General features: G+C 71.8%; 23 protein-coding genes and 1 tRNA gene. 16 read left to right on the forward strand and 8 right to left on the reverse strand.

Translation table 11 applies throughout. The annotated features are described in order from the left end of the window. Window positions 1-302: 302 nt before the first annotated feature. Window positions 303-983, reverse strand: a complete 681-nt coding sequence (phoU, locus tag ABZX85_RS46200) for a phosphate signaling complex protein PhoU (RefSeq protein WP_355883958.1) — start codon at window positions 981-983, stop codon at window positions 303-305. Between the two features lie 182 nt (window positions 984-1,165). On the opposite strand from phoU, the gene ABZX85_RS46205 reads away from it, so the two are divergent. Both ABZX85_RS46205 and ABZX85_RS46210 read left to right on the forward strand, forming a co-directional pair. Continuing rightward, complete coding sequence (locus ABZX85_RS46205; protein ID WP_355883960.1) at window positions 1,166-2,416, forward strand: ATP-binding protein; 1,251 nt, start codon at window positions 1,166-1,168, stop codon at window positions 2,414-2,416. Continuing rightward, window positions 2,413-3,093 carry a response regulator transcription factor gene (locus tag ABZX85_RS46210; RefSeq protein ID WP_010358452.1) on the forward strand — a complete coding sequence of 227 codons (681 nt, stop codon included), beginning with the start codon at window positions 2,413-2,415 and terminating at the stop codon, window positions 3,091-3,093. Before ABZX85_RS46205 ends, ABZX85_RS46210 begins: the two co-directional genes overlap by 4 nt. Window positions 3,094-3,165: 72 nt before the next feature. Here the strand turns inward: ABZX85_RS46210 and ABZX85_RS46215 are convergent, their stop codons facing one another. Continuing rightward, window positions 3,166-3,804 carry a DUF461 domain-containing protein gene (locus ABZX85_RS46215; protein WP_355883962.1) on the reverse strand — a complete coding sequence of 213 codons (639 nt, stop codon included), beginning with the start codon at window positions 3,802-3,804 and terminating at the stop codon, window positions 3,166-3,168. Between the two features lie 618 nt (window positions 3,805-4,422). On the opposite strand from ABZX85_RS46215, the gene ABZX85_RS46220 reads away from it, so the two are divergent. The 6 genes from ABZX85_RS46220 to ABZX85_RS46245 all read left to right on the forward strand — a co-directional run bounded on the left by ABZX85_RS46220 (window position 4,423) and on the right by ABZX85_RS46245 (window position 10,624). Further along, a complete protein-coding gene (locus ABZX85_RS46220) occupies window positions 4,423-4,905 on the forward strand; it encodes a CarD family transcriptional regulator (protein WP_003953493.1) in 483 nt (160 codons plus the stop codon). 261 nt (window positions 4,906-5,166) lie between these two features. Further along, complete coding sequence (gene ispD, locus ABZX85_RS46225) at window positions 5,167-5,913, forward strand: 2-C-methyl-D-erythritol 4-phosphate cytidylyltransferase (protein WP_355883964.1); 747 nt, start codon at window positions 5,167-5,169, stop codon at window positions 5,911-5,913. Next, window positions 5,903-6,388, forward strand: coding sequence for a 2-C-methyl-D-erythritol 2,4-cyclodiphosphate synthase (gene ispF, locus ABZX85_RS46230; RefSeq protein WP_355883966.1), 486 nt, complete (start codon window positions 5,903-5,905; stop codon window positions 6,386-6,388). Before ispD ends, ispF begins: the two co-directional genes overlap by 11 nt. 47 nt (window positions 6,389-6,435) lie before the next feature. Next, window positions 6,436-7,848, forward strand: coding sequence for a cysteine--tRNA ligase (gene cysS / locus ABZX85_RS46235; RefSeq protein ID WP_355883968.1), 1,413 nt, complete (start codon window positions 6,436-6,438; stop codon window positions 7,846-7,848). Between the two features lie 109 nt (window positions 7,849-7,957). Continuing rightward, on the forward strand, window positions 7,958-8,902 hold the full coding sequence (gene rlmB, locus ABZX85_RS46240; protein ID WP_355883969.1) for a 23S rRNA (guanosine(2251)-2'-O)-methyltransferase RlmB: 945 nt from the start codon (window positions 7,958-7,960) through the stop codon (window positions 8,900-8,902). A 117-nt stretch (window positions 8,903-9,019) separates the two neighbouring features. Then, on the forward strand, window positions 9,020-10,624 hold the full coding sequence (locus ABZX85_RS46245; protein ID WP_355883971.1) for a DoxX family membrane protein: 1,605 nt from the start codon (window positions 9,020-9,022) through the stop codon (window positions 10,622-10,624). A gap of 78 nt (window positions 10,625-10,702) precedes the next feature. Here the strand turns inward: ABZX85_RS46245 and ABZX85_RS46250 are convergent, their stop codons facing one another. The 3 genes from ABZX85_RS46250 to ugpC form a co-directional block, all read right to left on the reverse strand. Continuing rightward, window positions 10,703-11,434, reverse strand: a complete 732-nt coding sequence (locus ABZX85_RS46250; RefSeq protein ID WP_355883973.1) for a nucleotidyltransferase family protein — start codon at window positions 11,432-11,434, stop codon at window positions 10,703-10,705. Window positions 11,435-11,572: 138 nt separating this feature from the next. Further along, on the reverse strand, window positions 11,573-12,031 hold the full coding sequence (locus ABZX85_RS46255) for a hypothetical protein (protein WP_355883997.1): 459 nt from the start codon (window positions 12,029-12,031) through the stop codon (window positions 11,573-11,575). A 209-nt stretch (window positions 12,032-12,240) separates the two neighbouring features. Then, on the reverse strand, window positions 12,241-13,326 hold the full coding sequence (gene ugpC, locus ABZX85_RS46260) for a sn-glycerol-3-phosphate ABC transporter ATP-binding protein UgpC (RefSeq protein ID WP_355883975.1): 1,086 nt from the start codon (window positions 13,324-13,326) through the stop codon (window positions 12,241-12,243). 216 nt (window positions 13,327-13,542) lie between these two features. Here ugpC and ABZX85_RS46265 point away from each other — a divergent pair. Together ABZX85_RS46265 and ABZX85_RS46270 are read left to right on the forward strand one after the other, a co-directional pair. Beyond that, window positions 13,543-13,616: transfer RNA gene (locus ABZX85_RS46265), tRNA-Thr, on the forward strand. 186 nt (window positions 13,617-13,802) lie between these two features. Then, the gene (locus ABZX85_RS46270; RefSeq protein WP_355883977.1) at window positions 13,803-14,351 is read left to right on the forward strand and encodes a hypothetical protein; all 549 of its coding nucleotides are present in this window, start codon (window positions 13,803-13,805) and stop codon (window positions 14,349-14,351) included. Between the two features lie 85 nt (window positions 14,352-14,436). On the opposite strand, the gene ABZX85_RS46275 is transcribed toward ABZX85_RS46270, so the two are convergent. Further along, the gene (locus tag ABZX85_RS46275) at window positions 14,437-15,354 is read right to left on the reverse strand and encodes an aminoglycoside phosphotransferase family protein (RefSeq protein ID WP_355883979.1); all 918 of its coding nucleotides are present in this window, start codon (window positions 15,352-15,354) and stop codon (window positions 14,437-14,439) included. On the opposite strand from ABZX85_RS46275, the gene ABZX85_RS46280 reads away from it, so the two are divergent. The 3 genes from ABZX85_RS46280 to ABZX85_RS46290 all read left to right on the forward strand — a co-directional run bounded on the left by ABZX85_RS46280 (window position 15,353) and on the right by ABZX85_RS46290 (window position 21,022). After that, window positions 15,353-15,997 carry a rhomboid-like protein gene (locus ABZX85_RS46280; RefSeq protein WP_355883981.1) on the forward strand — a complete coding sequence of 215 codons (645 nt, stop codon included), beginning with the start codon at window positions 15,353-15,355 and terminating at the stop codon, window positions 15,995-15,997. The genes ABZX85_RS46275 and ABZX85_RS46280 overlap by 2 nt on opposite strands. 9 nt (window positions 15,998-16,006) lie before the next feature. Then, on the forward strand, window positions 16,007-17,389 hold the full coding sequence (locus ABZX85_RS46285) for an FAD-binding oxidoreductase (protein WP_355883983.1): 1,383 nt from the start codon (window positions 16,007-16,009) through the stop codon (window positions 17,387-17,389). A gap of 189 nt (window positions 17,390-17,578) precedes the next feature. Continuing rightward, the gene (locus ABZX85_RS46290) at window positions 17,579-21,022 is read left to right on the forward strand and encodes a Tat pathway signal protein (protein ID WP_355883985.1); all 3,444 of its coding nucleotides are present in this window, start codon (window positions 17,579-17,581) and stop codon (window positions 21,020-21,022) included. Window positions 21,023-21,071: 49 nt separating this feature from the next. On the opposite strand, the gene ABZX85_RS46295 is transcribed toward ABZX85_RS46290, so the two are convergent. Continuing rightward, on the reverse strand, window positions 21,072-22,025 hold the full coding sequence (locus ABZX85_RS46295; protein WP_355883987.1) for a zinc-binding dehydrogenase: 954 nt from the start codon (window positions 22,023-22,025) through the stop codon (window positions 21,072-21,074). Between the two features lie 181 nt (window positions 22,026-22,206). On the opposite strand from ABZX85_RS46295, the gene ABZX85_RS46300 reads away from it, so the two are divergent. Beyond that, window positions 22,207-22,896, forward strand: coding sequence for a pentapeptide repeat-containing protein (locus ABZX85_RS46300; protein ID WP_355883989.1), 690 nt, complete (start codon window positions 22,207-22,209; stop codon window positions 22,894-22,896). A 3-nt stretch (window positions 22,897-22,899) separates the two neighbouring features. Next, on the forward strand, window positions 22,900-23,577 hold the full coding sequence (locus tag ABZX85_RS46305; protein ID WP_355883991.1) for a hypothetical protein: 678 nt from the start codon (window positions 22,900-22,902) through the stop codon (window positions 23,575-23,577). Window positions 23,578-23,961: 384 nt separating this feature from the next. On the opposite strand, the gene ABZX85_RS46310 is transcribed toward ABZX85_RS46305, so the two are convergent. After that, on the reverse strand, window positions 23,962-24,462 hold the full coding sequence (locus tag ABZX85_RS46310) for a hypothetical protein (protein WP_355883993.1): 501 nt from the start codon (window positions 24,460-24,462) through the stop codon (window positions 23,962-23,964). A gap of 6 nt (window positions 24,463-24,468) precedes the next feature. Here ABZX85_RS46310 and ABZX85_RS46315 point away from each other — a divergent pair, with 6 nt between their 5' ends. Then, window positions 24,469-25,896: a M1 family metallopeptidase gene (locus ABZX85_RS46315; RefSeq protein WP_355883995.1), complete on the forward strand. Its 1,428-nt coding sequence runs from the start codon at window positions 24,469-24,471 to the stop codon at window positions 25,894-25,896. The last annotated feature ends 123 nt before the right edge of the window (window positions 25,897-26,019 follow it).

The following is a 26,019-nucleotide window of genomic DNA, read 5'->3' on the forward strand; positions in this document are numbered from 1 at the left end:
CCACTGAACACACGTGGGGCCCGGTGTTCGCACACCGGGCCCCACGGCTCAGTTCAGCCGCACTGACAAGGACTGCCCGACTGGCAACCGCACCCACACCCCGACCCGCAGCCACAGGCACCTATCAACAACAGGTTCCTGACCTGGACGGGCTGTTCGGTGGGTGTCTCCTGAGTGGGGTCGGGCGACGTGCTGGGGGATTCGGCCATGGGGTCCCTCCTCGACGCAGGTACACCCATGGCAACCGAACAACAACCCCGAGTGAAGGGCGCACCGAGGGCGCACCGGGGGTACGGGTACGGCTACGCCTGGATCTCCGGCGGCAGGTCGGTCTGGATCTCGTCCGCGTGCTCACCGGTGACGAGGAAGACCACACGCTTGGCGACGGCGACCGCGTGGTCGGCGAACCGCTCGTAGTAGCGGCCCAGGAGGGTGACGTCGACGGCGGTCTCGATGCCGTGCTTCCAGCGGTCGTCGATCAGGTGCTGGAACAGCGTGCGGTGCAGCAGGTCCATCGCGTCGTCGTCCGCTTCGAGCTGGAGCGCGAGGTCGACGTCCTTGGTGATGATGCACTCGGCGGCCTTGGCCATCAGGCGCTGGGCGAGCTGGCCCATCTCCAGGATGGTCGCGTGCAGGTCGCGCGGCACGGCCCGCTCGGGGAAGCGCAGCCGGGCCAGCTTGGCGACGTGCTGGGCGAGGTCGCCGGAGCGCTCCAGGTCGGCGGACATCCTGAGGGACGTCACGACGATCCGCAGGTCCGTGGCCACCGGCTGCTGGCGGGCGAGCAGCGCTATGGCCTTCGCCTCCAGCTCGTGGTGGAGCTCGTCGACCTTCTTGTCGCCCTCGATGACGTTCTCGGCCAGGTTCAGGTCGGCGTCGAGGATCGCGGTGGTCGCGCGCCCGATGGCCGAGCCGACCAGCCGGGCCATCTCCACCAGACCGTCGCCGATCGAATCAAGTTCCTCGTGGTACGCGTCACGCATCTGCGTTCCCTCTCCTGCATCAGTTTCCGGCCCCTACGGTCCCACGTTCGGCCCTGTACGCGTCGGTTTCCGTCATCCCAAATGAATCACCCCTGGCTCCAAGGTGAACTCTGGGCGACGAGTCTCGAAGGTCACCCCTCGACGGCTGTGGCGATGTCGTACCCCGTGCCTAACCTGGAGACATGGACGTGAACGCGGCGGTCGCCGCAGCGGCAGCGATCGCCGGGGTGCTCACCGGCGTCATCGCCATGCTGGCGTTCCGCTGGAGCGAACGCGACCAGAAGCGCCCCACCCGCACCTCCCTGCACACGGACCCGGTCCTCCCCCCGGGGGTGGACACGGTCCTGTCGGTCCTGCGCTCCTCGGCGGTCGTCCTCGACGAGGCGGACGCCGTGGTCAAGGCCAGCTCGGCGGCGTACGCCCTGGGCCTGGTCCGGGGCGGGAAGCTGGCCGTGGAGCCGATGCTCCTGATGGCCCGCGACACCCGCCGCGACGGCGAGATACGCCAGGTGGAGCTGGACCTCCCGAGGCGCGGGACCGGCCGGGGCGAGGCCCTCGCGGTCTCCGCCCGGGTCGCCCCGCTGGGCTCGCGGCTGGTGCTGCTCCTGGTCGAGGACCTCACCGAGGCCCGCAGGATCGAGGCGGTCCGCCGGGACTTCGTGGCGAACGTCAGCCATGAGCTGAAGACCCCGGTCGGCGCGCTCTCCCTGCTCTCCGAGGCCGTCATGGACGCCTCGGACGACCCGGAGGCGGTGACCCGCTTCGCGGGCCGCATGCAGATCGAGGCGACCCGGCTGACCAACCTCGTGCAGGAGCTGATCGACCTCTCCCGGGTGCAGAACGACGACCCGCTGGAGGACTCCGAGCCGGTCCGGGTCGACGAGCTGGTCGCCGAGGCAGTCGACCGCTGCCGGCACCAGGCCGGCGCCAAGCAGATCACCATGGCGGCGGGCGGCACGGCCGACCTGCACGTCTGGGGCAGCCGCGGCCAGCTCGCCGCGGCGCTCGGCAACCTCGTCGAGAACGCCGTCAACTACTCCCCCGCCCGCACCCGCGTGGGGATAGCAGCCCGCCGGGTGTCCGCGCCCGGCGGGGACCTGATCGAGATCGCCGTCACCGACCAGGGCATCGGGATCTCCGAGAAGGACAAGGAGCGCGTCTTCGAGCGCTTCTACCGCGTGGACCCCGCCCGCTCCCGTGCCACAGGTGGTACGGGGCTCGGTCTCGCGATCGTCAAGCACGTGGCCGCCTCGCACGGCGGGGAGGTCACGGTCTGGAGCTCCGAGGGCCAGGGCTCCACGTTCACCCTGAGGCTGCCGGAGGCGGGCGCGGCCCGCGACCGCGCGCACCAGCACCCCGACCTCGACGACGAGGCGGGGCAGCCCACCGCTGAATCCTATGAACCGCTTCCCGCCCCGGAGGTCCTTCCGTGACCCGTGTGCTCGTCGTCGAGGACGAAGAGTCCTTCTCGGACGCCCTGTCGTACATGCTTCGCAAAGAGGGCTTCGAGGTCGCCGTGGCGGCCACGGGCCCCGACGGTCTCGACGAGTTCGAGCGCAACGGCGCCGACCTCGTCCTGCTCGACCTGATGCTGCCGGGTCTGCCCGGCACGGAGGTCTGCCGCCAGCTGCGCGGCCGTTCCAACGTCCCGGTGATCATGGTCACCGCGAAGGACAGCGAGATCGACAAGGTCGTCGGTCTCGAAATAGGGGCCGACGACTACGTCACCAAGCCCTTCTCCTCCCGTGAGCTGGTCGCCCGCATCCGCGCGGTCCTGCGCCGCCGGGGCGAGCCGGAGGAGGTCACCCCGGCCGCCCTGGAGGCGGGCCCGGTCCGCATGGACGTCGACCGCCACGTGGTGACGGTCTCCGGCTCCAAGGTCGACCTCCCCCTGAAGGAGTTCGACCTCCTCGAAATGCTCCTCCGCAACGCGGGCCGCGTCCTCACCCGCATGCAGCTCATCGACCGCGTCTGGGGCGCCGACTACGTGGGCGACACGAAGACGCTGGACGTCCACGTCAAGCGCCTCCGCGCCAAGATCGAGCCCGACCCCGGAGCGCCTCGCTACCTGGTGACGGTCCGGGGGCTCGGCTACAAGTTCGAGCCGTAAAGAGCCTGGCTACGACGATGAGGGCGGCACCCCCGGCTCGGGGGTGCCGCCCTCAGGCGTGTCCGGGGTGGCTCAGTGGCCGGTGCTCGACGAGGGGGACTCGGAGGAGCCGGCGGACTCCGAGGGGCTCACCTCGGGGCTCGGGGACTCCGACGAACCCGAAGAGGCCGCCGGCGTCGGGACCGACGTCGGCCCCCACGAGCTGAAGTAGGTCGTGGCCGGGACGACGAACGCCTGGAGGCCGACGTCACCCGTCTCGCTGAACGTGAACGTGATCTTCTGGGCGTTGCCGTTCTTGACGGTGTCGCCGGGGGTGTCGAGGACGGCGGACGCGTTGTTCTCGCCGCCGATGACGATCGAGCCGCCGGCCGGCACGACCAGGCTGCCCTTCTTGCTCGCGGTGTCGGTCTTGCCCGGCGTCAGCACCGCGGACTGGCTCGTGCCGTCGACGGTGATCCCGGTCAGCGTCTGCGCGGTCCGGCCGGTGTTGAAGACGGTCGCGGCGACGGCGGCGGGCCCCTCGGCACCCCGCTCGGGCTGCGTGATGACGACCGCGTTCTGAATCTTGATGACGCCGAGCGTCACGGCCGCGTTGTCCGGCTTGATCTCCAGCGTCTGGCTGTTGTTCCCGGCGGCACAGCCGGCGAGCGAGGCGATCGAGAACGCGAGGGCGGAAGCGGCGAGGGCGCCGCGTCGAAGGCTGCTGCTCACGGCGGCGGCATCTCCTTGGAACGCAGGGGCGACTCTCCATATAAAGCCGCCCTAAGGGTCAGTCAGCGACCTCAGCGTATCGACCCGTTCACAGCACCCCACACCCGACCCGCCCCTAGCGCCCCCCGAGCCCCTCCGCGGAGCAGCTCACCCCACACGCCCCACCCGCCACATCTGACCCACGAGTCACAATGGCCACTTCACGTACGCCGGGCATTCACATAACCCCGGTACTCGCCCGCGCGGATTTTCCGAACTCCGAATGCGCCCTCCTCCGGAATTCGATCACCGTCCGGACGCCGCGGTTCGATGATCAATTCCGGAAACGTCGAAGACCGGCCACCACGTGCCGAACGGAGTAGCGGAAGTCGCACACCAGGAAGAGGACATATCGGGACGTTCACCCGCCTTGACGCGGTTCCGGAAGCGTGTAACGTACGCGTTTCACCCCCCACGAAGAGCCGCTCCGACCTGCGAATACCCGCCTCCGGACGCCTTCCCCAGCACGTTCCTGTCGCTGTTGTCAAGCCCCGAGATATGCCCTGACCTGCGAAAACGCCATTCAGGAACCGTCGTTTCCGTGTTACCCTGGATAGCCACGGAAGGGGTACCTGTCACATGACGTTCAAGGTTGGCGACACCGTGGTCTATCCCCATCACGGGGCCGCGCTGATCGAGGCCATCGAAACTCGCCAGATCAAAGGCGTGGACAAGACCTACTTGGTGCTGAAGGTCGCCCAGGGTGACCTGACGGTACGTGTGCCAGCGGACAATGCGGAGTTCGTCGGCGTACGTGATGTGGTCGGTCAGGACGGGCTGGACCGGGTCTTCGAGGTGCTGCGCGCGCCGTACGCCGAGGAGCCCACGAACTGGTCGCGTCGTTACAAGGCAAATCTGGAGAAGCTCGCCTCCGGTGACGTCATCAAGGTCGCGGAAGTCGTCCGTGACCTGTGGCGTCGTGAGCGCGAGCGCGGACTCTCCGCCGGTGAGAAGCGCATGCTCGCCAAGGCTCGCCAGATCCTGGTGAGCGAGCTCGCCCTCGCGGAGAACACCAACGAGGACAAGGCCGAGGCCCTGCTCGACGAGGTGCTCGCTTCCTGAGCCGAGCCTTTTCCCGCTGATATGCCGCGGTGCCCGATGACGTATTTCTCGTCGCCGGGCGCTGCGGCATGTTCGTATCCCCAGCGCGGTACGCCTGATCCCGGGGTCTCCGAAAAAACCGAGCGAACCCCGGTACTTTCGAGGCCAGGACTCCCGCTCCCGGCCCGCACGTCACGGAAGGGGCAGGTCGAGGTGGGGGGTACCCGGCACTCCTCCCAGGCCATACCCACGTAGGTCGAGCACACAAACCTGACAGGAAACATGTCTGACGAATCACACCCCCCCAAGGCGGCCGTCCGCACGGCCGCGGTGATTCCGGCCGCCGGCCGCGGCGTCCGGCTCGGCCCCGGCGCACCGAAGGCGCTACGCGCGCTGAACGGCACGCCGATGCTGATCCACGCGGTCCGCGCGCTCGCCGCGTCCCGCGCGGTCTCCCTGGTCGTCGTGGTGGCACCGCCGGACGGCGCCCCCGAGGTCCGCTCCCTCCTCGACGCGCACGCGCTCCCCGAGCGGACCGAGTTCGTCGTCGTCCCCGGGGGCGAATCCCGCCAGGAGTCCGTGAAACTCGGCCTCGACGCGCTGCCGGAGGGGTACGACATCGTCCTCGTCCACGACGCGGCCCGCCCCCTCGTCCCCGTCGACACGGTCGACTCCGTCGTCGAGGCCGTCCGCGAGGGGGCCGTCGCCGTCGTCCCCGCGCTGCCCCTCGCCGACACGGTCAAGGAGGTCGAGCCGACGCCGGGCGCGCCCGAACCTGTCGTCGCGACACCCGTCCGGGCGCGGCTGCGGGCCGTGCAGACGCCGCAGGGGTTCGACCGCAAGACGCTCGTCCACGCGCACGAGACGGTCACCGAGGACGTCACGGACGACGCGAGCATGATCGAGCAGCTCGGGGGGACGGTCGTCGTCGTCCCGGGGCACGAGGAGGCGTTCAAGGTGACGCGCCCGCTGGACCTGGTCCTCGCGGAGGCGGTCCTGGCGCGCAGGAGGGCGAACGATGGGTTCTGAGTTCGTGTTGCCCCAGGTGGGCATCGGCACCGACATCCACGCCTTCGAGGAGGGCCGCGAGCTGTGGTGCGCCGGCCTCAAGTGGGACGGCACGGGCCTCGCGGGCCACTCCGACGCGGACGTCGTCGCGCACGCCGCCTGCAACGCCCTCTTCTCCGCGGCGGGCCTCGGCGACCTGGGCCAGCACTTCGGCACCGGCCGCCCGGAGTGGTCGGGTGCATCCGGCGTCACGCTGTTGACGGAGGCGGCCCGGATCGTCCGCGACGCGGGCTTCGTGATCGGGAACGTGGCGGTCCAGGTCATCGGCCCCCGCCCCAAGATCGGCAAACGCCGCGACGAGGCCCAGAAGATCCTGTCGGACGCGGTCGGAGCACCGGTCTCGGTGTCGGGAGCGACGACGGACGGCCTCGGATTCCCGGGCCGTGACGAGGGTCTGATGGCGATCGCGACGGCGTTGGTCGTACGGAAGACCTGAACAATGCCGGTGTTTTTCGGCCCCCTTCTCCCACTACCCTTGGACCCGTGACTATTCGCCTGTACGACACCAGCGCCCGGCAGATCCGTGACTTCTCCCCGCTCACGCCGGGCTGTGTCTCGATCTACCTCTGTGGCGCCACCGTGCAGGCGGCCCCGCACATCGGGCACGTCCGGTCGAACCTCAACTTCGACATCATCCGCCGGTGGTTCACGTACCGGGGGTACGACGTCACGTTCGTGCGGAACGTGACGGACATCGACGACAAGATCATCGCGAAGGCCGACGAGCAGCGCCGCCCCTGGTGGTCCATCGGGTACGAGAACGAGCGCGCGTTCAACGACGGCTACCAGGCCCTCGGCTGCCTCCCGCCCACCTACGAACCCCGGGCGACCGGCCATGTCACCGAGATGGTCGAGATGATCCGCACGCTCATGGAACGCGGTCACGCGTACGAGGCCGACGGCAGCGTCTACTTCGACGTCCGCTCCTGGCCGTCGTACCTCGAACTGTCCCGGCAGGACCTGGACGAGATGCGGCAGCCCGACGAGGGCGTCGGCGGCAAGCGCGACCCCCGCGACTTCGCGCTGTGGAAGGCGACGAAGCCGGGCGAGCCGGACTGGGAGACGCCGTGGGGCCGGGGCCGGCCCGGCTGGCATCTCGAGTGCTCGGCGATGGTCCACAAGTACCTGGGCCCCGCGTTCGACATCCACGGCGGCGGCCTCGACCTGATCTTCCCGCACCACGAGAACGAGATCGCCCAGGCGAAGGCGGCCGGCGACGACTTCGCGACGTACTGGCTGCACAACGCGTGGGTCACCATGAGCGGCGAGAAGATGTCGAAGTCGCTGGGCAACAGCGTGCTCGTCTCCGCGATGGTCAAGCAGTGGCGGCCCATCGTCCTCAGGTACTACCTGGGTACGCCCCACTACCGATCCATGATCGAGTACAGCGAGGACTCCCTGCGCGAGGCCGAGTCCGCGTTCGCGCGGATCGAGGGCTTCGTGCAGCGGGTCGTCGAGAAGGCCGGCGGCGTCGTCGAGCCGGCCGCCGAGGTGCCGCCCGCGTTCGCCGAGGCGATGGACGACGACTTCGGCGTCCCGCAGGCCCTCGCGATCGTCCACACCACCGTCCGGCAGGGCAACAGCGCCCTCGCGGCCGACGACAAGGAGGGCGCCGTCGCCCGCCTCGCCGAGGTCCGCGCGATGCTGGGCGTCCTCGGCCTCGACCCCCTCGACCCGCACTGGGCGGGCGAGTCGGACCGCGGCGAGACTGTGTTTTCTAAAAGCGTGCACGGCGTGGTCGACAGCCTCGTACGCCTGGTCCTGGACCAGCGGGAATCGGCGCGCGCCCGGAAGGACTGGGGTACGGCGGACGCGATCCGGGACCAGCTGGGGCAGGCGGGGCTGGTCATCGAGGACGGCCCGCAGGGGCCGCGCTGGACGCTGGGACCGCGCTGAGCGACCCTGCTTCGAAGAAGATCGATTGTGCCGTCCGGGTCTCCGGGCGGCACACTTCATGAGACGTACTGCTGTTTGAGCAGTGGAACCTTTTAAGGACTGGTAGGTCATGGCAGCCAACAACCGCCGCATGTCCGGCAAGAAGGGCGCGCAGGTCGGCAGTGGCGGCCAGCGGCGCCGGGGCCTGGAGGGCAAGGGGCCGACCCCGCCCGCCGAGATGCGCAAGGGGCACAAGAAGAACCGCATCGCCGCCGCGCAGACGCGGCGCGCGCAGGGCCGTCCGGCGACCCCCAAGGGGCGTGGCGGCAAGGGGACGTCCGAGATGGTCGTCGGCCGCAACCCGGTCGTGGAGGCGCTGCGCGAGGGCGTGCCCGCGTCGACCCTGTACGTCCAGCAGTTCATCGACAACGACGAGCGCGTCCGCGAGGCGCTCCAGCTCGCGGCCGACCGCGGCGGCATCAACCTCATGGAGGCCCCCCGCCCCGAGCTGGACCGCATGACGAACGGCCTGAACCACCAGGGCCTCGTCCTCCAGGTCCCGCCGTACGAGTACGCGCACCCCGAGGACCTCGCCGCCGCCGCGTACGACGTCGGCGAGGACCCGCTGATCGTCGCCCTCGACGGGGTGACGGACCCCCGCAACCTCGGCGCGGTCGTCCGCTCGGTCTCCGCGTTCGGCGGCCACGGCGTGGTCGTCCCCGAGCGGCGCGCGGCCGGGATGACGGCCGGTGCGTGGAAGACGTCGGCGGGTACGGCGGCCCGTACGCCGGTCGCGCGGGCGACGAACCTGACGCGGGCTCTGGAGTCCTACAAGAAGGCCGGCATCACGGTCGTCGGCCTCGCGGCGGACGGCGAGGCGGAGGTCGGCTCGCTGGCGGCCCTGGAGGGCCCGGTCGTCATCGTCGTCGGCAGCGAGGGCAAGGGGCTCTCGCGGCTGGTCGGTGAGACCTGCGACGTACGGGTACGGATTCCGATGCCCGGTGGGGCGGAGTCCCTCAACGCCGGTGTGGCGGCGGGGATCGTGCTGTACGAGGTGGCGCGCCGCAGGGCCTGAGCGGCTCACTCGTACGGGGTAGTTCCGGGGTACTTCCGGGGTGGTCCTGGGGTTTGACGGGGTCCGGACACATCCGGCGAGTCAAAGCAGTGTCCTAAACACAAGTCACTCGGTTAGATGAGTGTGGACACCAGAACACCCCGTACACCCGCGGGGGACCGCCAGTCGGGATTCGCCTCAGGACTCGACGACGGTCCCGCACTGAGCATGGTGAAGGTGCCGAGCGATCCGGCGCAGGTCATCGTCACGCACGCCTCCTTCCGCGTGCAGTTGGGCGCCTCGGCGCGACGCGGCCAGTCCCCGCGCGTCGCACGGCACTTGAACGCCACCGGAGACACCTCCCGGGTGCCCGTCGCGAACGCGAGCGCGAGCGCGGGCACCGCCGCAGCGCCCAAGCGCCGGGCCGTCGTCTGGAGCGGGCACTCCGCGCCGGACGACACCGGCGCGCACCGCCTCCTCCAGGCCGTCCGGGCCGGCAGCGTGGGCCACGGCGAACCGGCCTCCTCCGACGCGGGCGCCACCCAGGTCATCCCCCGCGTCGAGGTCGAGGACCTCGCCGAGCGGACCATGGAGACCCCCCTCGTCGGCGCCCAACGCACCCGCGACAACCGGCTGTTGCCGCACATGCGGGCCGTCGACAGCGTCTACGACGAGCCGGGCTACGCGCCCCCGTCGCCGTACGACGCGTACGAGCCGCCCCGGGAGCGGGCCCCCGGCGACCCCGCGCGGCACGCCTACTACCCCGGGCGCCGGCTCAACCTCGGCGTCGTCCTGCTCCCGCTGCGCATCTTCCTCGGCTTCCTCGCGGTGTACGCGGGGATGGGCAAGCTCTGCGACCCCGTCTACTTCGACGGCGGCAAGCGGGGCTCGATGGTGACGTGGCTGAACACGCTGCACCCGTGGGAAGTCGCCGAGCCGCTACGGCAGTTCGCGCTGCACCACCCGGTCGGCTCCGGTCTCGTCATCGCCTTCCTCCAGGTCGTCGTCGGCGTGCTGACGATCCTCGGCTGCTGGCAGCGGGTGGCGGCGGTGGCGGGGGCGCTGCTGTCGGCGGCCCTGATCGTCACCGTCAGCTGGAAGACCGTCCCGGTCTACGACACCCCCGACATCATCAACCTCGCCGCCTGGTCGCCGCTGATCATCGCGGGCGCCCCGGTGTACTCCGTCGACGGGCGGCTCGCGTCGGCCGCCTGGCGCCGGCTCGGTCCGCGCGCCCCGCTGTGGCAGCTGCGCCGCTACACGCTGCGCCGGGGCGCGCTGGTCACGGCGATCGTCGTCGGTCTGACGCTGCTCTTCGGCTCGCTCCTCGGCGCGGCCGTCCGGGACGCGGACCGGGTCGTCGTGCCCGGCCCGGGTGAGGCCCCGCGCAACGAGCTGCCGGGTTCGCCGCTGCCGAGCGCCTCCGGCACGAGCGAGCGGGCCGGCCGGCCGAGCGGGGAGGCGTCCGCCTCGCCGACGACCGAGGGGGCGAGTTCGACGCCGTCCGAGAGCCGTGAGAAGCAGCCGTCGTCGACCCGTGACTCGTCGACGTCCGGCTCCCCGAGCCAGACCCAGGGCACGGGCGGCTCGTCCGACGACACCCCGGCGGAGAACACCTCCCCGGCCCAGGAGGCCCCCAGCACGTCCTCCGCCGGCCCCTCCTCGGGCGGCAGCTCGTCGAGCGGCTCGGGCGGGGAGTCGTCGGGCGGGGACCAGAACCTGGTGGGGGGCCTGCTGGGCTAGCTCCCGCACGGCTCTTCTCCGGTACGACGATGGGGTCCCCTTCTTCGAGAAGGGGACCCCATCGTCGTACCGCGTCGCTCAGCGGCCCGGTGTCGCCAGTTCCTTGGCGGCCTCGGTCAGGTCCTTCGCCGTGTCGATGGCCCGCCAGTACGCGCCCTGTGGCAGCGGGAACCCGGCGAGGCGCAGTTCGCGGGCGAGCTGGGGGAACGTCGTCCGCTCGTGGTCCCCCCGTTCCGGCAGGAGCCCGGCGAACTCCGGGGAGAAGACGTACACGCCCGCGTTGATCTCGAACGTCGACGGCGGGGACTCGATGAAGTCGGTGATGTGGCCGAACCCGTCGGTCTGGACGGCGCCCCAGGGAATCCGGGGCCGGGCGAGCGCGAGGGTGGCGACGGCGTCCCGCTCGGTGTGGAAGTCGGCCATCTCGCGCAGCGAGAAGCGGGTCCAGATGTCGCCGTTCGTCGCGTACCAGGGGCGGTCGGGGTGCGGGAGCCGGGCCGCCGCGTACTTCAGCCCGCCGCCTCGGCCGAGCGGCTCGCTCTCGACGACGGTGGTGACGGAGACGGGCAGCTCGGTGCTGTCGAGCCAGCTCTGGAGGACTTCCGCGAGGTGTCCGCAGGAGACGACGACGTCGGTCACGCCCTCCTGGGCGAGCCAGGTCAGCTGGTGGCCGATGATCGGCGTGCCCGTGCCGGGGATCTCGACCATCGGCTTCGGCCGGTCGTCGGTGTACGGCCGCAGACGCGAGCCTTGGCCTCCGGCCAGGATGACGGCTTGTGTGGGGCGGGAGGCGGCGTGCGGGTGGGTCATGGACCGCACTGTACGAGACGGGGGTGTAGGGGGTGGGTGAGGGGTGGGCGGTGCGGGGTGGGCTTCGGGTGCGGGTCGGCCCCGGGGGTCTGTCCCCGGGGCCGGTTGTCGGCGGTGGGCCGGTGTCGGCCGTGTCCGTCAGCCCGTGTGGGCCGTCAGGACTCCCGAGGCGAAGGACGTGTCGCAGACCGGACGGGAGAAGGACTGGGCGCGGTTCGGGCCGTAGACGCGGACGGCGGCGCGGCCGAGGGCGCGGGCGATGGACGCGCAGTGCTTCGCGAGCGCCGGCTTGCCGTTGACCGCCTGCTGGAGGTGGGTCAGGGCGATGCCGGGGTCCTTCTGCTGGAGCTCCGTGAGGAGCTGGTCGCGCAGGACGTCCTGGGGGGCGCGGGCCGCCGCGCCGTGGCCGGTGCGGGGGGCGGAGACGTCGGACGCGGTCAGCACCGACTCCGACGGGTCCCCGGTCCAGTTGACCCGGGTCACCGCGAGGGTCCCGGAGAGCACCATGACGACGGGCAGGACAAAGGCGAGGGAGCGACCGATCCGGCGGGCGGGACCCCGGCCGCCGCGTCGCGTCCGCGTGGTGGTGTGCTCCACGGAGCGCTTCGAGTGCTTCACGCGAGTGATGGTAGCGCCCAGTAATGATTTGGAGACATTTAGTCACCCGAATGGGCGACGATGAAGTGGCGGATATTGGGTAGCGGGTTGACACTCGCGCCCGAAAAGCCTGAATTGTCAGCAATTCTGAGCCGTACGTACGAGGGCCCCGCAACCTCTCGGCTGCGGGGCCCTCGCGGTGACCGGTGTCAGTCGGACAGGCGGGCGCCCGTCGAGGTGGAGAAGACGTGGGTCTCACCGGCGCGCGGGACGACGGAGAGGGTGGAGCCCTTCTCCGGGACCTCACGGCCGCTGACGCGGACGACGAGGTCCTTGGAGTCCTCGCCGACCTTGGCGGTGCCGTAGACGTACGCGTCGGCGCCGAGCTCCTCGACCACGTTGACGGTGACCGCGAGGCCCTTGCCGGCCTCGGTGGTGACGTCGAAGTGCTCGGGGCGGACACCGACGGTGACCGTCTTGTCGGTCGTGCCCGCGAGGGCGTCGCGCTCGACCGGGACGACCGAGGCGCCGAACTTCACGCCGCCGTCGGCGATCGGGACCTCGACGAGGTTCATCGCCGGGGAGCCGATGAAGCCGGCGACGAAGAGGTTCGCGGGGCGGTCGTACATGTTGCGCGGGGTGTCGACCTGCTGGAGCAGACCGTCCTTGAGGACCGCGACGCGGTCGCCCATCGTCATGGCCTCGACCTGGTCGTGGGTGACGTAGACGGTCGTGATGCCGAGGCGGCGCTGGAGGGACGCGATCTGCGTACGCGTCGACACACGGAGCTTGGCGTCGAGGTTCGACAGCGGCTCGTCCATGAGGAAGACCTGCGGCTCACGGACGATCGCGCGGCCCATCGCGACACGCTGGCGCTGACCGCCGGAGAGCGCCTTCGGCTTGCGGTCGAGGTACTCCGTGAGGTCGAGGATCTTCGCGGCCTCCTCGACCTTCGCGCGGATCTCCGCCTTCGGGACGCCGGCGATCTTCAGGGCGAAGCCCATGTTGTCGGCGACCGACATGTGCGGGTAGAGCGCGTAGTTCTGGAACACCATGGCGATGTCCCGGTCCTTGGGCGGCAGGTGCGTGACGTCGCGGTCGCCGATGCGGATGGCTCCGCCGTTGACGTCCTCAAGACCCGCGAGCATCCGCAGGGAGGTCGACTTGCCACAGCCCGAGGGGCCGACGAGGACCAGGAACTCCCCGTCCTCGATGTGGATGTCGAGCCCGTCGACGGCGGGCTTCTCGGTGCCCGGGTAGATCCGGGTCGCCTTGTCGAAAGACACAGTGGCCATGGTGCTAGGCCCCCTTCTACCGGCAGGAACGTGCCGGACGATCCGTTGTAGGAAGGTGGTGGTGTAGTCCACGGGTGGACTGCCTCAGGACGCTACCTCGCGTTTTCCGGTATGTCAGTACCTGGAGGACTGTGAACTTCGCGGAAATTTTCGACAGGGCGGGGTGGGGGCTTGGGTACACTGCACGGGTCGCTGTACGCGGTCGCGTACAGCTACGCCTCCTTAGCTCAGCTGGCCAGAGCACCGCTCTTGTAAAGCGAAGGTCGTCGGTTCGAATCCGACAGGGGGCTCATCCCTCGGGGCCGGAGCGGTCCCGGAAGCCCGGCGAGTGGATCACTCGCCGGGCTTCTGCGTGTCCCGCGTTCGTACGTGCGGTCGATGCGCCACGTTCCGGTGAACCCGGCTGAATGCCGCAACCGCACAGAACCCACGCATGTCGTTCACCCACACGTGACCGTCGACGTCTGGGAGAGACCATGAGCCAGCAGCAGCACGGGTGGCCGGTGCCGCAGCCGCCGAGGAAGAGGACGTCCGTCGGGAAGGTCGTCGGGATCGGGTGTGGCGGGGCTGTGGGGCTGCTCGTGGTTCTCGGGGTGGCGGGTGCGCTCGTCGGTGGGGGCGGGGGTGGTGACGAGGCCGGTGGTTCCGCTTCGGTGAGCCCCGGTGCCGTGCGTACGGGGACCGACGCCAAGGCCGAGGCCGAGAAGACCGAGGCGTCCGAGGGGAAGGTCGTCACCTTCAAGGTGTGGGGGACGGCGCCCGCCGGGGCGCTCGGGCCGGTCGACATCACCTACGGCTCCGACAGCGACAACCGTCAAGGCCGGTTCAGGAACGGTGAGTTCAGCGCGACGCTGCCGTTCGACAAGGACACCCTCTACTACACCGTGACCGCGCAGCTCCAGGGGTCCGGGGACATCGAGTGTTCCGTCACCGTGGAGGGCCACGCGGAGAAGGGGCATGCGGCCGGCGGGTACAACATCTGTCACGCGCAGGCCAATTCGGGGGTGTTCGGGGGGTGGGACTGAGGGCGGGGGCCGGCCCCCGCCCCGGGATTTCCGCTGTCCTGATGTCAAGGTGCCGACTGTTACCGGGTCAAACGTGCCGTATCGCTCAGGAGTTCCGGAGTCGGCGGGCGATTTCCAGATCCTCTTCGTCGAGGGGTTCGCCGTCCTCGATGTTCCAGAGGGAGTTTTCGAGGAGGCGGCCGAGGGTCCAGGCGTGGGCGCGGGCGCGGTCCAGGCCGAGGGTGGCGGTCATCGCGTCGAAGCGCCAGCGGATGTCGTCCGCGTCGAAACGGTTGGCGATGGCGGGCCAGAGGTCGTAGCCGGGGTCGCCGGCGAGGGGTTTGGGGTCGATGGCGAGCCAGGGGGCGCGGTCGGCGGCGAGGACGTTCTCGTCGTGGAGGTCCCAGTGCAGGAGGCGGTCGCCGGGCTCGTCGAGGACCTCGGCGACGGCGGACGCGCAGTCCGCGACGATCCGGCGGTGCTCGGGGTCGGGGATCAGGCGGAGCGCGGCCGGGGTGCGCTCCAGCATGGACGCGGCGATGTCGGCGAGGCCGCGCATGCCCTCGGGCGCGGGGCCGGCCGTCAGGTGGGCCAGGAGGCCGGCGATGACCTCGACGGAGGTGTGGACGTCGGCCACGCGCGCGAGCGTGCGCGCGGGGTCGAGGCGTTCCAGGAGCATCGTCCCGGTGGCCTCGTCGTGGCCGAGGAGGCGGACCGCCCGGTCGCCGTCCCACAGCCGCAGGGCGACCGGCTCGCCCTCGCTCTCCTCGTCGAGGAGTTGCAGTTTGAGAACGGCGCGCAGGCCGTCCGTACGGACGACGGGCAGGACCAGCGCGCACATGCCGTGCATCGACGGCCCGTCGAGCCGCAGGTCCCACCGGTCGAGGAACCCCTCCGCGAGCTCCGGGAGCCCCGCCAGGAAGGCGGTGCCGGCCTCCCCGTTCGCTCTTTGCTGAGACTTCACCAATCCGCGCGGAATGTCGATCACTCCCCGGACGATACTGACCTGCGTGAATCCGCTCATGCGAATTACGCGCGCACCGCGGGCGGTCTGGAGGTACGTCCGCGGCGCCCCCGGGACGTACATCTGGCTGGGCGTCATCCTGTTCACCACGCTCGCCGCGCACCGCATGTCCCCGGCGTTCGAGGAGGAGTTCCTGCGGCAGCGGTCGACCAACCTGCACGAGCTGTCGGACAACCCGGTGCGCGTGCTGGTCGCGAGCGCGATGTGGCTCGACGGGGGCTACTGGCTGCCGTACGCGGGGCTGTACTCGGTGATCCACGCGCCCGTGGAGCGCTGGCTCGGCACCGCGCGGTGGCTCGCGGTTGCCGCCGGGGCGCATGTGCTGGCGACGCTCATCAGTGAGGGCGCGCTGCTGGTCGCGATCGAGCGGGGGATCGCGCCGAGGTCGGCGATGAACACGCTGGACGTGGGGGTGAGCTACGCGCTGTGCGGGGTCGCCGCGGTCCTGACGTACCGGTTGCCCGGGCTGTGGCGGTACCTGTGGGCGGCGGGGCTGCTGGCGCTGTTCGCGGCGCCCATGACGGTCACTCCGACGTTCACGGACTTCGGGCACTTCATCGCCGTCTGCCTGGGTCTCGCGGCGTACCCGGTGACCCGGGGACGACGAAATCCGAAGGGGACAGCGGCCGTCCGCGCGGGTTAACGTCCGCGCATGAGTGCTTTCGCGAACGGCGGGGTGTCCTTCTGGTGGGCCGGGAACGGCCTCCCGGTGGCGCGCGGTCCGCTGCCCGGGGACACCACCGCGGACGTCGTGATCGTCGGCGGCGGATACACCGGGCTGTGGACGGCGTACTACCTGAAGAAGGCCGACCCCTCGCTCGCGGTGACCGTCCTGGAGCGCGCGTTCTGCGGGTACGGCGCCTCCGGGCGCAACGGCGGCTGGCTGTACAACGGCATCGCCGGACGCGACCGGTACGCGCGCGTGCACGGCCACGAGGCCGCCGTACGCCTCCAGCGGGCCATGAACGACACCGTCGGCGAGGTCGTCGCCGTCACCGAGGCCGAGGGGATCGACGCGGACGTCCACCGGGGCGGCGTCCTGGAGGTGGCCCGCACCCCCGCCCAACTGGCGCGCCTGCGCGCGTTCCACGAGCACGAGCTGTCGTACGGCGAGACGGACCGCGAGCTGTACGGTCCCGCCGAGACGTCGGAACGTATCCGTATCGTCGACGCGTTGGGCTCCGCCTGGACCCCGCACGGCGCGCGCGTGCACCCCGTGAAGCTGCTGACGGGGCTGCTGGAGACCGTCGTACGGCTCGGCGTGGACGTGCACGAGGGCACGGCGGTGACGGAGATCCGTCCCGGGCGGGCGGTCACTCCGTACGGGAGCGTGCGCGCGCAGTACGTACTGCGGTGCACCGAGGGGTTCACGGCCGAGCTGAAGGGGCAGCGGCGGACCTGGCTGCCGATGAACTCCTCGATGATCGCGACCGAGCCGCTGGACGACGCCCTCTGGGAGGAGATCGGCTGGCGCGGGCGCGAGGCGCTGGGGGACATGGCGCACGCGTACATGTACGCGCAGCGCACCGCCGACGGGCGGATCGCCCTGGGCGGCCGGGGTGTGCCGTACCGCTTCGGCTCGCGCACGGACGCGGACGGCCGTACCCCGGAGGCGACGGTGGCGGCCCTGCGCGCCGTCCTCACCGACTTCTTCCCCGCCCTGCGCGGCGTACCGGTCGCCCACGCCTGGTCCGGTGTCCTCGGCGTCCCCCGCGACTGGTGCGCGACCGCCACCCTCGACCCCGCCTCCGGCCTCGGCTGGGCCGGCGGCTACGTCGGCTCCGGCGTCGCCACCGCCAACCTCGCCGGCCGAACCCTCACGGAGCTGGTCCTCGGCACGGACGGCGAGCTGAGCGCGCTCCCCTGGGTCGGCCACCGGGTCCGCAAGTGGGAACCCGAGCCGTTTCGCTGGCTGGGGGTACGGGGGCTGTACGCGACGTACCGGGCGGCCGACCGGCGGGAGCGGGAGATGCGGGCGGGGGCGGGGTCTTCGCGGTTGGCTCGAGTGGCGGATGTGGTGGCGGGGCGAGGGTGAAGCCGGGGTGAGGCGGGGGGCCGCAGGGGGGCCGGCGGGGGCTTCCAGCGGCTGATCTGGGGGGTTTCCGGGGCCTGTGGATAACTCGGAAGCTGTGTCGCACCTGTGTGCGACTATTTCGCCTCAACGACCGATCTTGATCCCAGGGGGGATGCGTTGAGGGGTGTGGGTGTCAGGAGACGGCGGGCGGTGGGGTTGTTCTCCGTCGTGCCGTTGCTCGCCTCGCTGGTGAGCGTGGGCGCGGCGGGGGTCGCGCAGGCCGATCCCGGGGGTGCAGAGTGCGCGCCGCTGGAGGTCGCCGGGTTCGGGGACCCGGGGCAGGCGGTGGCGAAGGCGACGCTGGAGCCGGACGGTTCGGCGTGCTTCACGTTCACGGCCGAGGCCGCCGGTCTGTATCTGGTGCCGAAGGACGGGCACGCCGACCCGGCCGTGAGCGGCCCTGACGGCAGCGCGGTGGACTGCTCCGGCGACTCGTACACGACGAACGGCATGTGCGCCCTGCCGTCGGCGGGCGCGTACACGCTGACGCTCACCAACCGGGCCTGGGGGACGAACGAGACGACCGCCTCCGTGGTGCCTCTCGGCGGTACGCGCGGGTGCGCGGCCCCGGTGAGCAGCCGCTGGGACCAGCCCGAGCCGGGGACGACGACGGCGAGCCCGCTGGAGGTCGACTGCCAGCCGTTCGACGCTGCGCCGGGTGAGCGCATCCGGCTCACCTCGGGCTCCCGGTACTACGGCGACTCCCTCGCGTGGATCACCGACGAGACGGGCGCGCGCGTCTGCCCGCAGTTCCCCGAGGACGACGAGACGAGCTGTGTCCTGCCCGGCGACGGCCCCTACCGGGTGCTGTCGCGGGTCTCCTCCGCGGAGCGCGGCTTCCCCGCCGAATACGCGGTCAAGGCACGGCGCCTGAACGACCCTCAGGGCTGCGCGCCCGTCCCCGTACGTCCCTTCGGGCCGCTCACCGCGCTGGAGTCCGACGCCGTGCCGTGCCGGACGTTCACGGCCGACCGGGCGGGCCCGTACACGCTGCGGTCCGTGGACCAGGACGGCGACGTCGGCCACGTCACCGTGTACGACGCGGCGGGGAAGACCGTCTGCACGGCGTACGGCGACGTCTGCGAGGTGCCCCGGGCCGGGACGTACACCGCCGTCCTCGACGGCACCTACCCGTACTACTCGGACCGCGAGGCGCTGATCGCCCTCGACCGGGCGTCCGGCGCCGGGTGCGTCGCGGCGCCGATGGGGTTGTTCCGGGGCGAGCTGGCGTCCCCGGGGCAGTACGACTGCCTGACGCTGGACGCGCCCGAGGGGGCGTCCGTGGCGGCGCTGACGCCGCTGGGGCCGTCGAAGAAGCTGCGCGCGGGGGTGGAGGTCGTCGACAGCGCCGGGGCGGTGCAGTGCGACGACTCCGAACTGGCCGACGAGGCTTGCGTGCTGACGGGGGCGGCGCCCTATCGCGCGCTGGCCCGCGTCGGGGACTACTCCGAACAGCAGACCGGCGCCTACGGGGTGGCCCTGCACCGGACCGGCGACCCTGAGGGCTGCCGGGTGCTGCCCGCGGGGAGCTTCGCCGCCGACGGCGCCGAGGCCGCGTTCACCCTGGGGGACGGAGTGTTCTCGGAGTGCCTGAGCATCCCGGCGGACTCCCGCGCGCGGGTGGAGATCCTCCAGCTCACCGGTGACCTGCCGGCGCGGTTCTCGGTGGTGGACGCCGCCGGCAAGCGGGTCTGCGGGCAGTACTCCTCGACCAACAGCTGGTCGATCTGCCCGCTCACCCCGGGCCTCGCCCACACCGTGCTGGTCACCGGCCGCGACGAGCGGGCCGGCTACACGGTGGCCCGGCGCGACATCTCGGACGGCGCCGTCCCGGCGGGCTGCACGAGCGCCCCCGCGAGCGAGGTCGGCGGCCCGTCCGTCGCCCGCGCCTCCGGCGGGCCCGGCACCCTGACCTGCCATCAGGTCACCACGGACGCGCCCACCGACGTGGTCCACGTACGCGCGCGGGACGCGCTCGGCACGGCGGACACCGTCGTCCTCGGTGCCGGCGGCGCCGTCGAGTGCTCGTCCGGCGCGGTGTCCTGCGCGGTCACCGGCGCCACCACCCACACGGTCCTGGCGCGGGTCCCGGCCGGCGCGAAGGCCGCCCCCGAGTACCACCTGGACGCCCTGCGAGTCGCGACGGCGGACGGCCCCTCCCCCGCGTGCGCGCGCGTGCCGTCGGTCGCCTACGGGTACGGGCCGATCACCGGCACACTCGACGAACGGCACACCGCCGTCTGCGCGGTCCTGCCGACCGGGCGGTTGGACATCCTCCAGGTGGAGACCGGGGCGGACACGGTGGCTCCCGCGCTCTACGACAGGGACACCCGTAACGACGGCTGCACGCGGTACATACCGAGCGGCTGGCAGTGCGCCGCAACCTCCTCGTCCACGTCGGCGACGGCACCGACGGTGCTTCTGCTCGGCCTGCCGGGGCAGTCGAGCGGCACCTCCTTCAGCGTCCGGCTCACCTGCAAGTACACGCCGTGCGGCCCCGACAGGGTCTCCGTGACCGGCCTGAGCCCGACCAGCGCGGCGGGCGACGGCAAGGCGACGCTGACGGTCACCGGCACCGCTCTCGGCCCCGACGCCGTCGTACGGCTCCACCGCAGCGGGAAGACCGTCTCGGCGCCCGTGTCGTGGATCGCTCCCGACAACCGGTCCGCGACCGCCGACGTCGACCTGACCGGTGTGGAGCCCGGCGTCTGGAGCGTCAGCGTCGTCACGCGCGGCGTCCAGTACTCGCGCGGCTCCTTCACCGTCACCCAGCCCCTGCTCACCAGCACCGCCGCCCCGGTGATCACCGGCACCCCCAAGGTCGGCGCCACGCTGACCGCCGGGACCGGGTCCTGGTCGGGGGCGCCGACGTCGTACACGTACCGGTGGACCGCCGACGGATCGCCGGTCAGCGGCGCTACCGGGGCGTCGTACGTGGTGCCCGCCGAGTTGCTCGGGAAGCGGCTCGGGGTCACCGTCACGGCCGCGCGGAGCGGGTGGGGCGGTGGGACGGCGGAGTCCGCCACCGTGGTCGTCGGGGTCGGGGACGCGCTCCGGGCCACCAAGGCGCCCGCGATCGTGGGGGCGGTCAAGGTGGGGGGCGTCGTGAAGGCCGGGACCGGGGTGTGGAGCCCTGCGGCGGCGACGTACCGCTACCAGTGGACGGCCGACGGGAAGGCGATCTCCGGCGCCACGGGGGCGTCGTACGGCGTGCCCGCCGCGCTGCGCGGCAAGAAGCTCGGGCTGGTCGTCACGGCCGTGCGCGCGGGTTGGGCGAACGGGGCGGCGTCCTCGGCCGCCGTGACCGTCGCCCTCGGGGACGCGCCCCGGGCCACCAAGGCGCCCGCGATCAGCGGGACGGCCAAGGTGGGGCGGACGCTGAAGGCCGGCACCGGAACGTGGAGCCCGGCGGCGACGTCGTACGCGTACCAGTGGTACGCCGGTGGGAAGGCGATCTCCGGGGCCACCAAGGCTTCGCTGGTGCTCAAGACCGCGCAGAAGGGCCAGAAGATCACCGTGAAGGTGACCGCCCGGCGGGCCGGGCACAAGGACGGGGCGGCGGTGAGTGCGGCGACCAAGGCGGTCGTGAAGTGAGCGTCCCGCGCGCGGGTGGGGCCCTTCGGGGGCCGGCCCGCGCGCGGGGTCACGGTTCGAGGACCACCTTTCCGGTGGTCCTTCGGCTTTCCAGGGCTCGGTGGGCCGCTGCCGCGTCGGTGAGGGGGAAGCGGTGGACAGCGGGGGTGAGGTTGCCGGAGGCGGCCTCGGTAAGGGCCTGGGATTCCAGGGTGCGGAGGGGGGTTTTCGCGTACATGGTGGGGCCGAGGACGTGGTGGGAGAGGGGCACCGTCTCGTGAGGGGTGCCGGAGGACCAGCCGAAGATCAGGTGTTGGCCGGTGGGGGACAGGAGGGCCGTCGATTCGCGGGCCGGTTCGCCGCCGACGCCGTCGAGGACGAGCGTGGCGGGGCGGTCGCCGAGGAAGGTGCGGAGGTGGTGGGGCCAGTCGGGGGTGGTGTAGTCGAGGGAGAGGTCGGCGCCGTTCGCGCGTGCCTGGGCGGTCTTGTCGGGGCCGCCGGCCAGGGCGACGACCGTGGCGCCCCGGTGTTTGGCGTACTGGACGAGGAGGGTGCCGAGTCCGCCGGCCGCCGCCGGGACGATGACGATCGAGTCGGGGGTCAGGGTGGCGAACTGGAGGATGCCGAGGGCGGTGCGGCCGGTGCCGATCATCGCGACGGCCTGGGCCTCGTCCAGCGGGTCGGGGATCTCGTGCAGGCGGGTCACGTCGGTGACGGCGAGTTCGGCGTAGCCGCCGGGGACGAAGCCGAGGTGGGCGACGACCCGGCGGCCGAGCCAGGTGTCGTCCACGCCCTCGCCGAGGGACTCGACCGTGCCGGCGACCTCGCGGCCGGGGATCGTCGGGAGGGTTGTGGGGGTGGGGGCCGGGCCCTGGACGCCTCGTCTCAGGGACGTGTCCAGGAGGTGGACGCCTGAGGCGCGGACGGCGATACGGACCTGGCCGGGGGCGGGGTGGGGGTCGTCGACCGATTCGTAGGCGAGGTTCTCGGCGGGGCCGAAGGCGTGGAGGCGGATGGCGTGCACGGGGTTCCTCCAGGGGTGTCGGGTGGGTGGGGTCAGTGGGTCGGTCGGACGGGGCCGGTTCGAGGGTCCAGCCTTCGGCCTCAACCCCGCTTGAGGTCAAGGAGCTTGTCGGCGGGGGGCTCGGTGCCGGAGTTATCCACAGGCCAGGGGCGTTGTCAGTGGTGGGGTGCAGGATGGGGGCATGGCGAGCAACGGACGTGGTGGCGGCGGCAGGCAGGGCGGGGTCAAGGGGGCGCGGCGGCCCGCGTTGCGGCTTCCGGAGCTGCGGGAGTTCGAGGGCTGGGAGGTGGAGCCGGACGGGGACTACGACGGGGTGGAGCTGCGGGAGCTGGATCTCGTGGGGCAGGACGGCGCGGGGGCCCGCTTCATGGACTGCGAGCTGACGAGGTGCGCGCTGGACGAGACGGGTCTGCGCAACGCCCGCTTCCTGGACTCCCGCCTGACGGCCCCGAAGGGTGTGGGGACGAATCTGGCGGACGCGACCCTGCGGGACGTGGAGGTGATCGACGCCCGCCTGGGCGGTACGCAGATGTTCGGAGCGGTGCTGGAGAGGGTCGTGGTGAGGGGCGGGAAGATCGACTTCCTGAACCTCCGGAGCGCCCGGCTCAAAGATGTCGTTTTCGAAAACTGCGTTCTCGTCGAACCGGACTTCGCGAGCGCGCGTATGGAACGGGTGGAGTTCGTCGGCTGCGCGCTCAAGGGCGCGGACTTCAGCGCGGCGACCCTGTCGGACGTCGACCTGAGAGGGGCAGTCGAACTGGGCATCACCGCCGGGCTGGACCGACTGCGCGGCGCCGTCATCAGTACGGCGCAGCTGCTCGATCTGGCACCGGTGCTGGCGGGGGAACTGGGGATCAGGGTGGAGGAATGACCGATGGGCACTTTTTACGGGAACGTACTGGTGGCGCGGCCGTGCCAGGAAGTGGTGCCGCTGCTCTCCGAGGAGACGGCGGCGGGCCGACCCGCGATACGCGGCTACGCGCTCGCGGTGGGCCCTCGGCACACCGTGATCCATCCCGCGGAGGAGACGGAGGCGCTGACGCTCGCGGAAGCGGTGAGCCGCCGGCTGTCCGTGCCGACGCTGGGGATGTACGTCTTCGACTCGGACGTACTGGTCATGCAGGTGTACGACGACGGCGAGCTGCGGCACATCTACGACTCCTGGCCGGGGTACTTCAGCGCCGAGCGCCCCGCCGAACCCTGGGCCGACCCGGCCCGCACGGCCCCCGCCTGGCCGGAACCGCTGGGCGCCGCGCCGACCGCGCTGCTCCCCTTCGCCGCCGCGCCCGTCGACATCCCGGCGCTGGAGTCGGTCCTGCGCTGCGTGCCGCTCGCGCGGGAGGACGGCAAGGACGGGCGGTACGTGTTCGCGGACGCGCAGCACTACGACGTGATGGCGCTGCTGGGGCTGTCCGCGCCCCGGCTCAACACGGGCTACGGCGCGCTCTCCCAGGGCTATCTGCCGCCGGGGACGGCGCTGACGGAGCTGTGGCTGCTCGGTGGGGCGACGTTCTGGGCGGGGGGTGCGCCGGCCGGGGCTTCGGGGGTGTGAGGGCGGGGGTGCTCCGGGAGATGCGGGGTGCCGGTTCGGGAGGTGCGGGGCATCGGTTCGGGAGGTGCGGGGCGCCGGCTCAGGTGGCCTTCGGCGGCACGTCGTTCAGGGACGCGCGGCTGCGGGCGACGCGAGGCTCGGCGCCGTGACCGGTCTGCGGCACCGGCGCCGGTGCGGGGAGTCGTACGTGGCGCGGGGCGCCGTAGCCCGTTGTCAGCGGCGCCCTCGTCCCGTACGCGGCGCCGCATCCCACCCGCACGGCACTCGTACCCGATCTGCCACCCCCCGGCCCGTATCCGGCGCGGCGCCCCGCCGCCGGTCCGCGCCGCTCCGGCCGTCTCCGCTCCCCGGCGTCCGGCTCCGCCCCGCCGCTCCCCCGTCCGTTCAGCTCACCCGGGGGAACTTCGCCAGCAGGGTCCAGATCGCCGGGTTCTCGCCCAGGTCCTCGTGCAGGTCGGTGAGGTCGGCGACGAGGTCGTGGAGGAAGTCGCGGGACTCGCGGCGGAGGTCGGTGTGGGAGAAGGTGAGCGGCGGTTCCTCGGCCCGCATCCAGTCCGCTTCGATGTCCACCCAGCCGAACCGCCGCTCGAAGAGCATCCGGTCGGTGGACTCCGTGAAGTCGAGTTCGGCGTACTGCGGCCGGGAGGCGCGGGAGCCCGCCGGGTCGCGGTCGATCCGCTCGACGATGTCGCACAGCGCCCACGCGAAGTCCAGCACCGGCACCCAGCCCCACGCCGTGGACACCTCGCGGTCCGCCTTGGTGTCGGCGAGGTACACGTCCCCGCAGAACAGGTCGTGGCGCAGGCTACGGACGTCCGCGCGCCGGTAGTCCATCTGCGGCGGGTCGGGGAACCGGTTGGAGAGGGCGTAGCCGATGTCGAGCACGCCCCGATGGTGTCATGCCCGCGCCCTAGGATCTCCGACGTGCCTCCACGTACCCGCGCCGCCGCCGTAGCCGCCCTCCTGCTGCTGTCCGGGTGCGGTGGGGGCGGCGACGGGCACGCGGGCGCGGCGGGTGTGGGCGACCCGTACTTCCCGAAGGCGGGCAACGGCGGGTACGACGTCACGCACTACGACCTGACGCTCGGCTACACCCCCGCCACCCGGCACCTCACCGGCACGGCGGTGATCACCGCCCGCGCGACGCGGCACCTCACCTCCTACCACCTCGACCTGACCGGCCTGGACGTCGAGGAGGTGACGGTGGACGGCGAACCGGCCCGCACCAGCCGCGCCGGCCAGGAGCTGACGGTCCGCCCCGGCACCGGCCTGCGCGAGGGCGAGGTGTTCCGGACGACCGTCCGCTACTCCGGCACCCCGCGGACGATCACCGACCCCGACGGTTCCGAGGAGGGCTGGCTCCCGACGGCCGACGGCGCCGTCGCGCTCGGCGAGCCGGTGGGGTCGATGGCCTGGTACCCCGGGAACCACCACCCCTCCGACAAGGCGGCGTACGACCTGAAGGTGACCGTGCCGCCGGGCCTGACGGCCGTGTCCAACGGGGAGTTGAGGAGCGAGCGGACCCTGCCCGACGGCCGCCGCACCTTCGTCTGGCACACCGGCGAGCCGATGGCGAGCTACCTCGCGACCCTGGCGATCGGGAAGTTCGAGGTGCGGCGTACGACGGGGAAGGTGCCGGGGTACGTCGCCGTCGACCCGACGCAGGTGGCGGCAAGTCGTGCGGTTCTGGGGCGACTTGACGAGGTCCTCGACTGGGCGGCGGACAACTTCGGCCCGTACCCGTTCCGTTCGACCGGCGCCGTCGTCGAGCGGCCCGACGACGCCGGGTACGCGCTGGAGACGCAGAACCGGCCCTTCTTCCCCGGCCCGCCCGAACTCGGCACGTTCGTCCATGAGTTGGCCCATCAGTGGTTCGGGGACTCGGTGACTCCCCGTACCTGGCGGGACATGTGGCTCAACGAGGGGTTCGCGACGTACGCGGAGTGGCTGTGGTCCGAGGACCACGACGGCGACACCGCCCAGGAGATCTTCGACTCCGTCTACGCGGGTGACTACTACGACTCCGCCGAGGCAGGCAAGGCCGTCTGGGCGTTCCCGCCGGGCGACCCGCCGAGCGCCGACACGATCTCCGACCCGCCCGTCTACGTCCGGGGCGCCATGGTCGTCCACAAGATCCGGCAGCTCCTCGGGGACGACGCGTTCTACGACTTCCTCCAGGGCTGGACCCGTACGCATCGCCATCTCGTCGCGGACACCGACGACTTGGAGGCGTACGCCGAGGGGTTCGCCCCCGAGGCGGACTGGTCGGCCGTCTGGGACGACTGGCTGTACGGCGAGGGCAGACCGGCTCGCCCTTAGCCCGTGTCCTATGCGGTGCGCCTTTGGCTCAGTAAGGATCTTCAGCGGTGACGCTCAAGGGTGAGAACCGCCTTCACGATTGACGTGAGTCGGTTGGGGCTGATGCGGGCTTTGCGGAAAATG

The sequence above is a fragment of the Streptomyces sp. NPDC004539 genome (genome assembly GCF_040610055.1).
Classification (GTDB): Bacteria; Actinomycetota; Actinomycetes; order Streptomycetales; family Streptomycetaceae; genus Streptomyces.

Coding starts and splice junctions, on each gene's coding strand:
- ABZX85_RS46270 (WP_355883977.1), top strand. CDS start 13,803: ATGAGCCAGCAGCAGCACGGGTGGCCGGTGCCGCAGCCGCCGAGGAAG.
- ABZX85_RS46220 (WP_003953493.1), top strand. CDS start 4,423: ATGACGTTCAAGGTTGGCGACACCGTGGTCTATCCCCATCACGGGGCC.
- ABZX85_RS46300 (WP_355883989.1), top strand. CDS start 22,207: ATGGCGAGCAACGGACGTGGTGGCGGCGGCAGGCAGGGCGGGGTCAAG.
- ABZX85_RS46285 (WP_355883983.1), top strand. CDS start 16,007: ATGAGTGCTTTCGCGAACGGCGGGGTGTCCTTCTGGTGGGCCGGGAAC.
- ABZX85_RS46245 (WP_355883971.1), top strand. CDS start 9,020: ATGAGTGTGGACACCAGAACACCCCGTACACCCGCGGGGGACCGCCAG.
- ABZX85_RS46250 (WP_355883973.1), bottom strand. CDS start 11,434: ATGACCCACCCGCACGCCGCCTCCCGCCCCACACAAGCCGTCATCCTG.
- ispD (WP_355883964.1), top strand. CDS start 5,167: ATGTCTGACGAATCACACCCCCCCAAGGCGGCCGTCCGCACGGCCGCG.
- ABZX85_RS46280 (WP_355883981.1), top strand. CDS start 15,353: ATGCGAATTACGCGCGCACCGCGGGCGGTCTGGAGGTACGTCCGCGGC.
- phoU (WP_355883958.1), bottom strand. CDS start 983: ATGCGTGACGCGTACCACGAGGAACTTGATTCGATCGGCGACGGTCTG.
- ugpC (WP_355883975.1), bottom strand. CDS start 13,326: ATGGCCACTGTGTCTTTCGACAAGGCGACCCGGATCTACCCGGGCACC.
- ispF (WP_355883966.1), top strand. CDS start 5,903: ATGGGTTCTGAGTTCGTGTTGCCCCAGGTGGGCATCGGCACCGACATC.
- ABZX85_RS46315 (WP_355883995.1), top strand. CDS start 24,469: ATGGTGTCATGCCCGCGCCCTAGGATCTCCGACGTGCCTCCACGTACC.
- ABZX85_RS46275 (WP_355883979.1), bottom strand. CDS start 15,354: ATGAGCGGATTCACGCAGGTCAGTATCGTCCGGGGAGTGATCGACATT.
- ABZX85_RS46205 (WP_355883960.1), top strand. CDS start 1,166: ATGGACGTGAACGCGGCGGTCGCCGCAGCGGCAGCGATCGCCGGGGTG.
- rlmB (WP_355883969.1), top strand. CDS start 7,958: ATGGCAGCCAACAACCGCCGCATGTCCGGCAAGAAGGGCGCGCAGGTC.
- ABZX85_RS46305 (WP_355883991.1), top strand. CDS start 22,900: ATGGGCACTTTTTACGGGAACGTACTGGTGGCGCGGCCGTGCCAGGAA.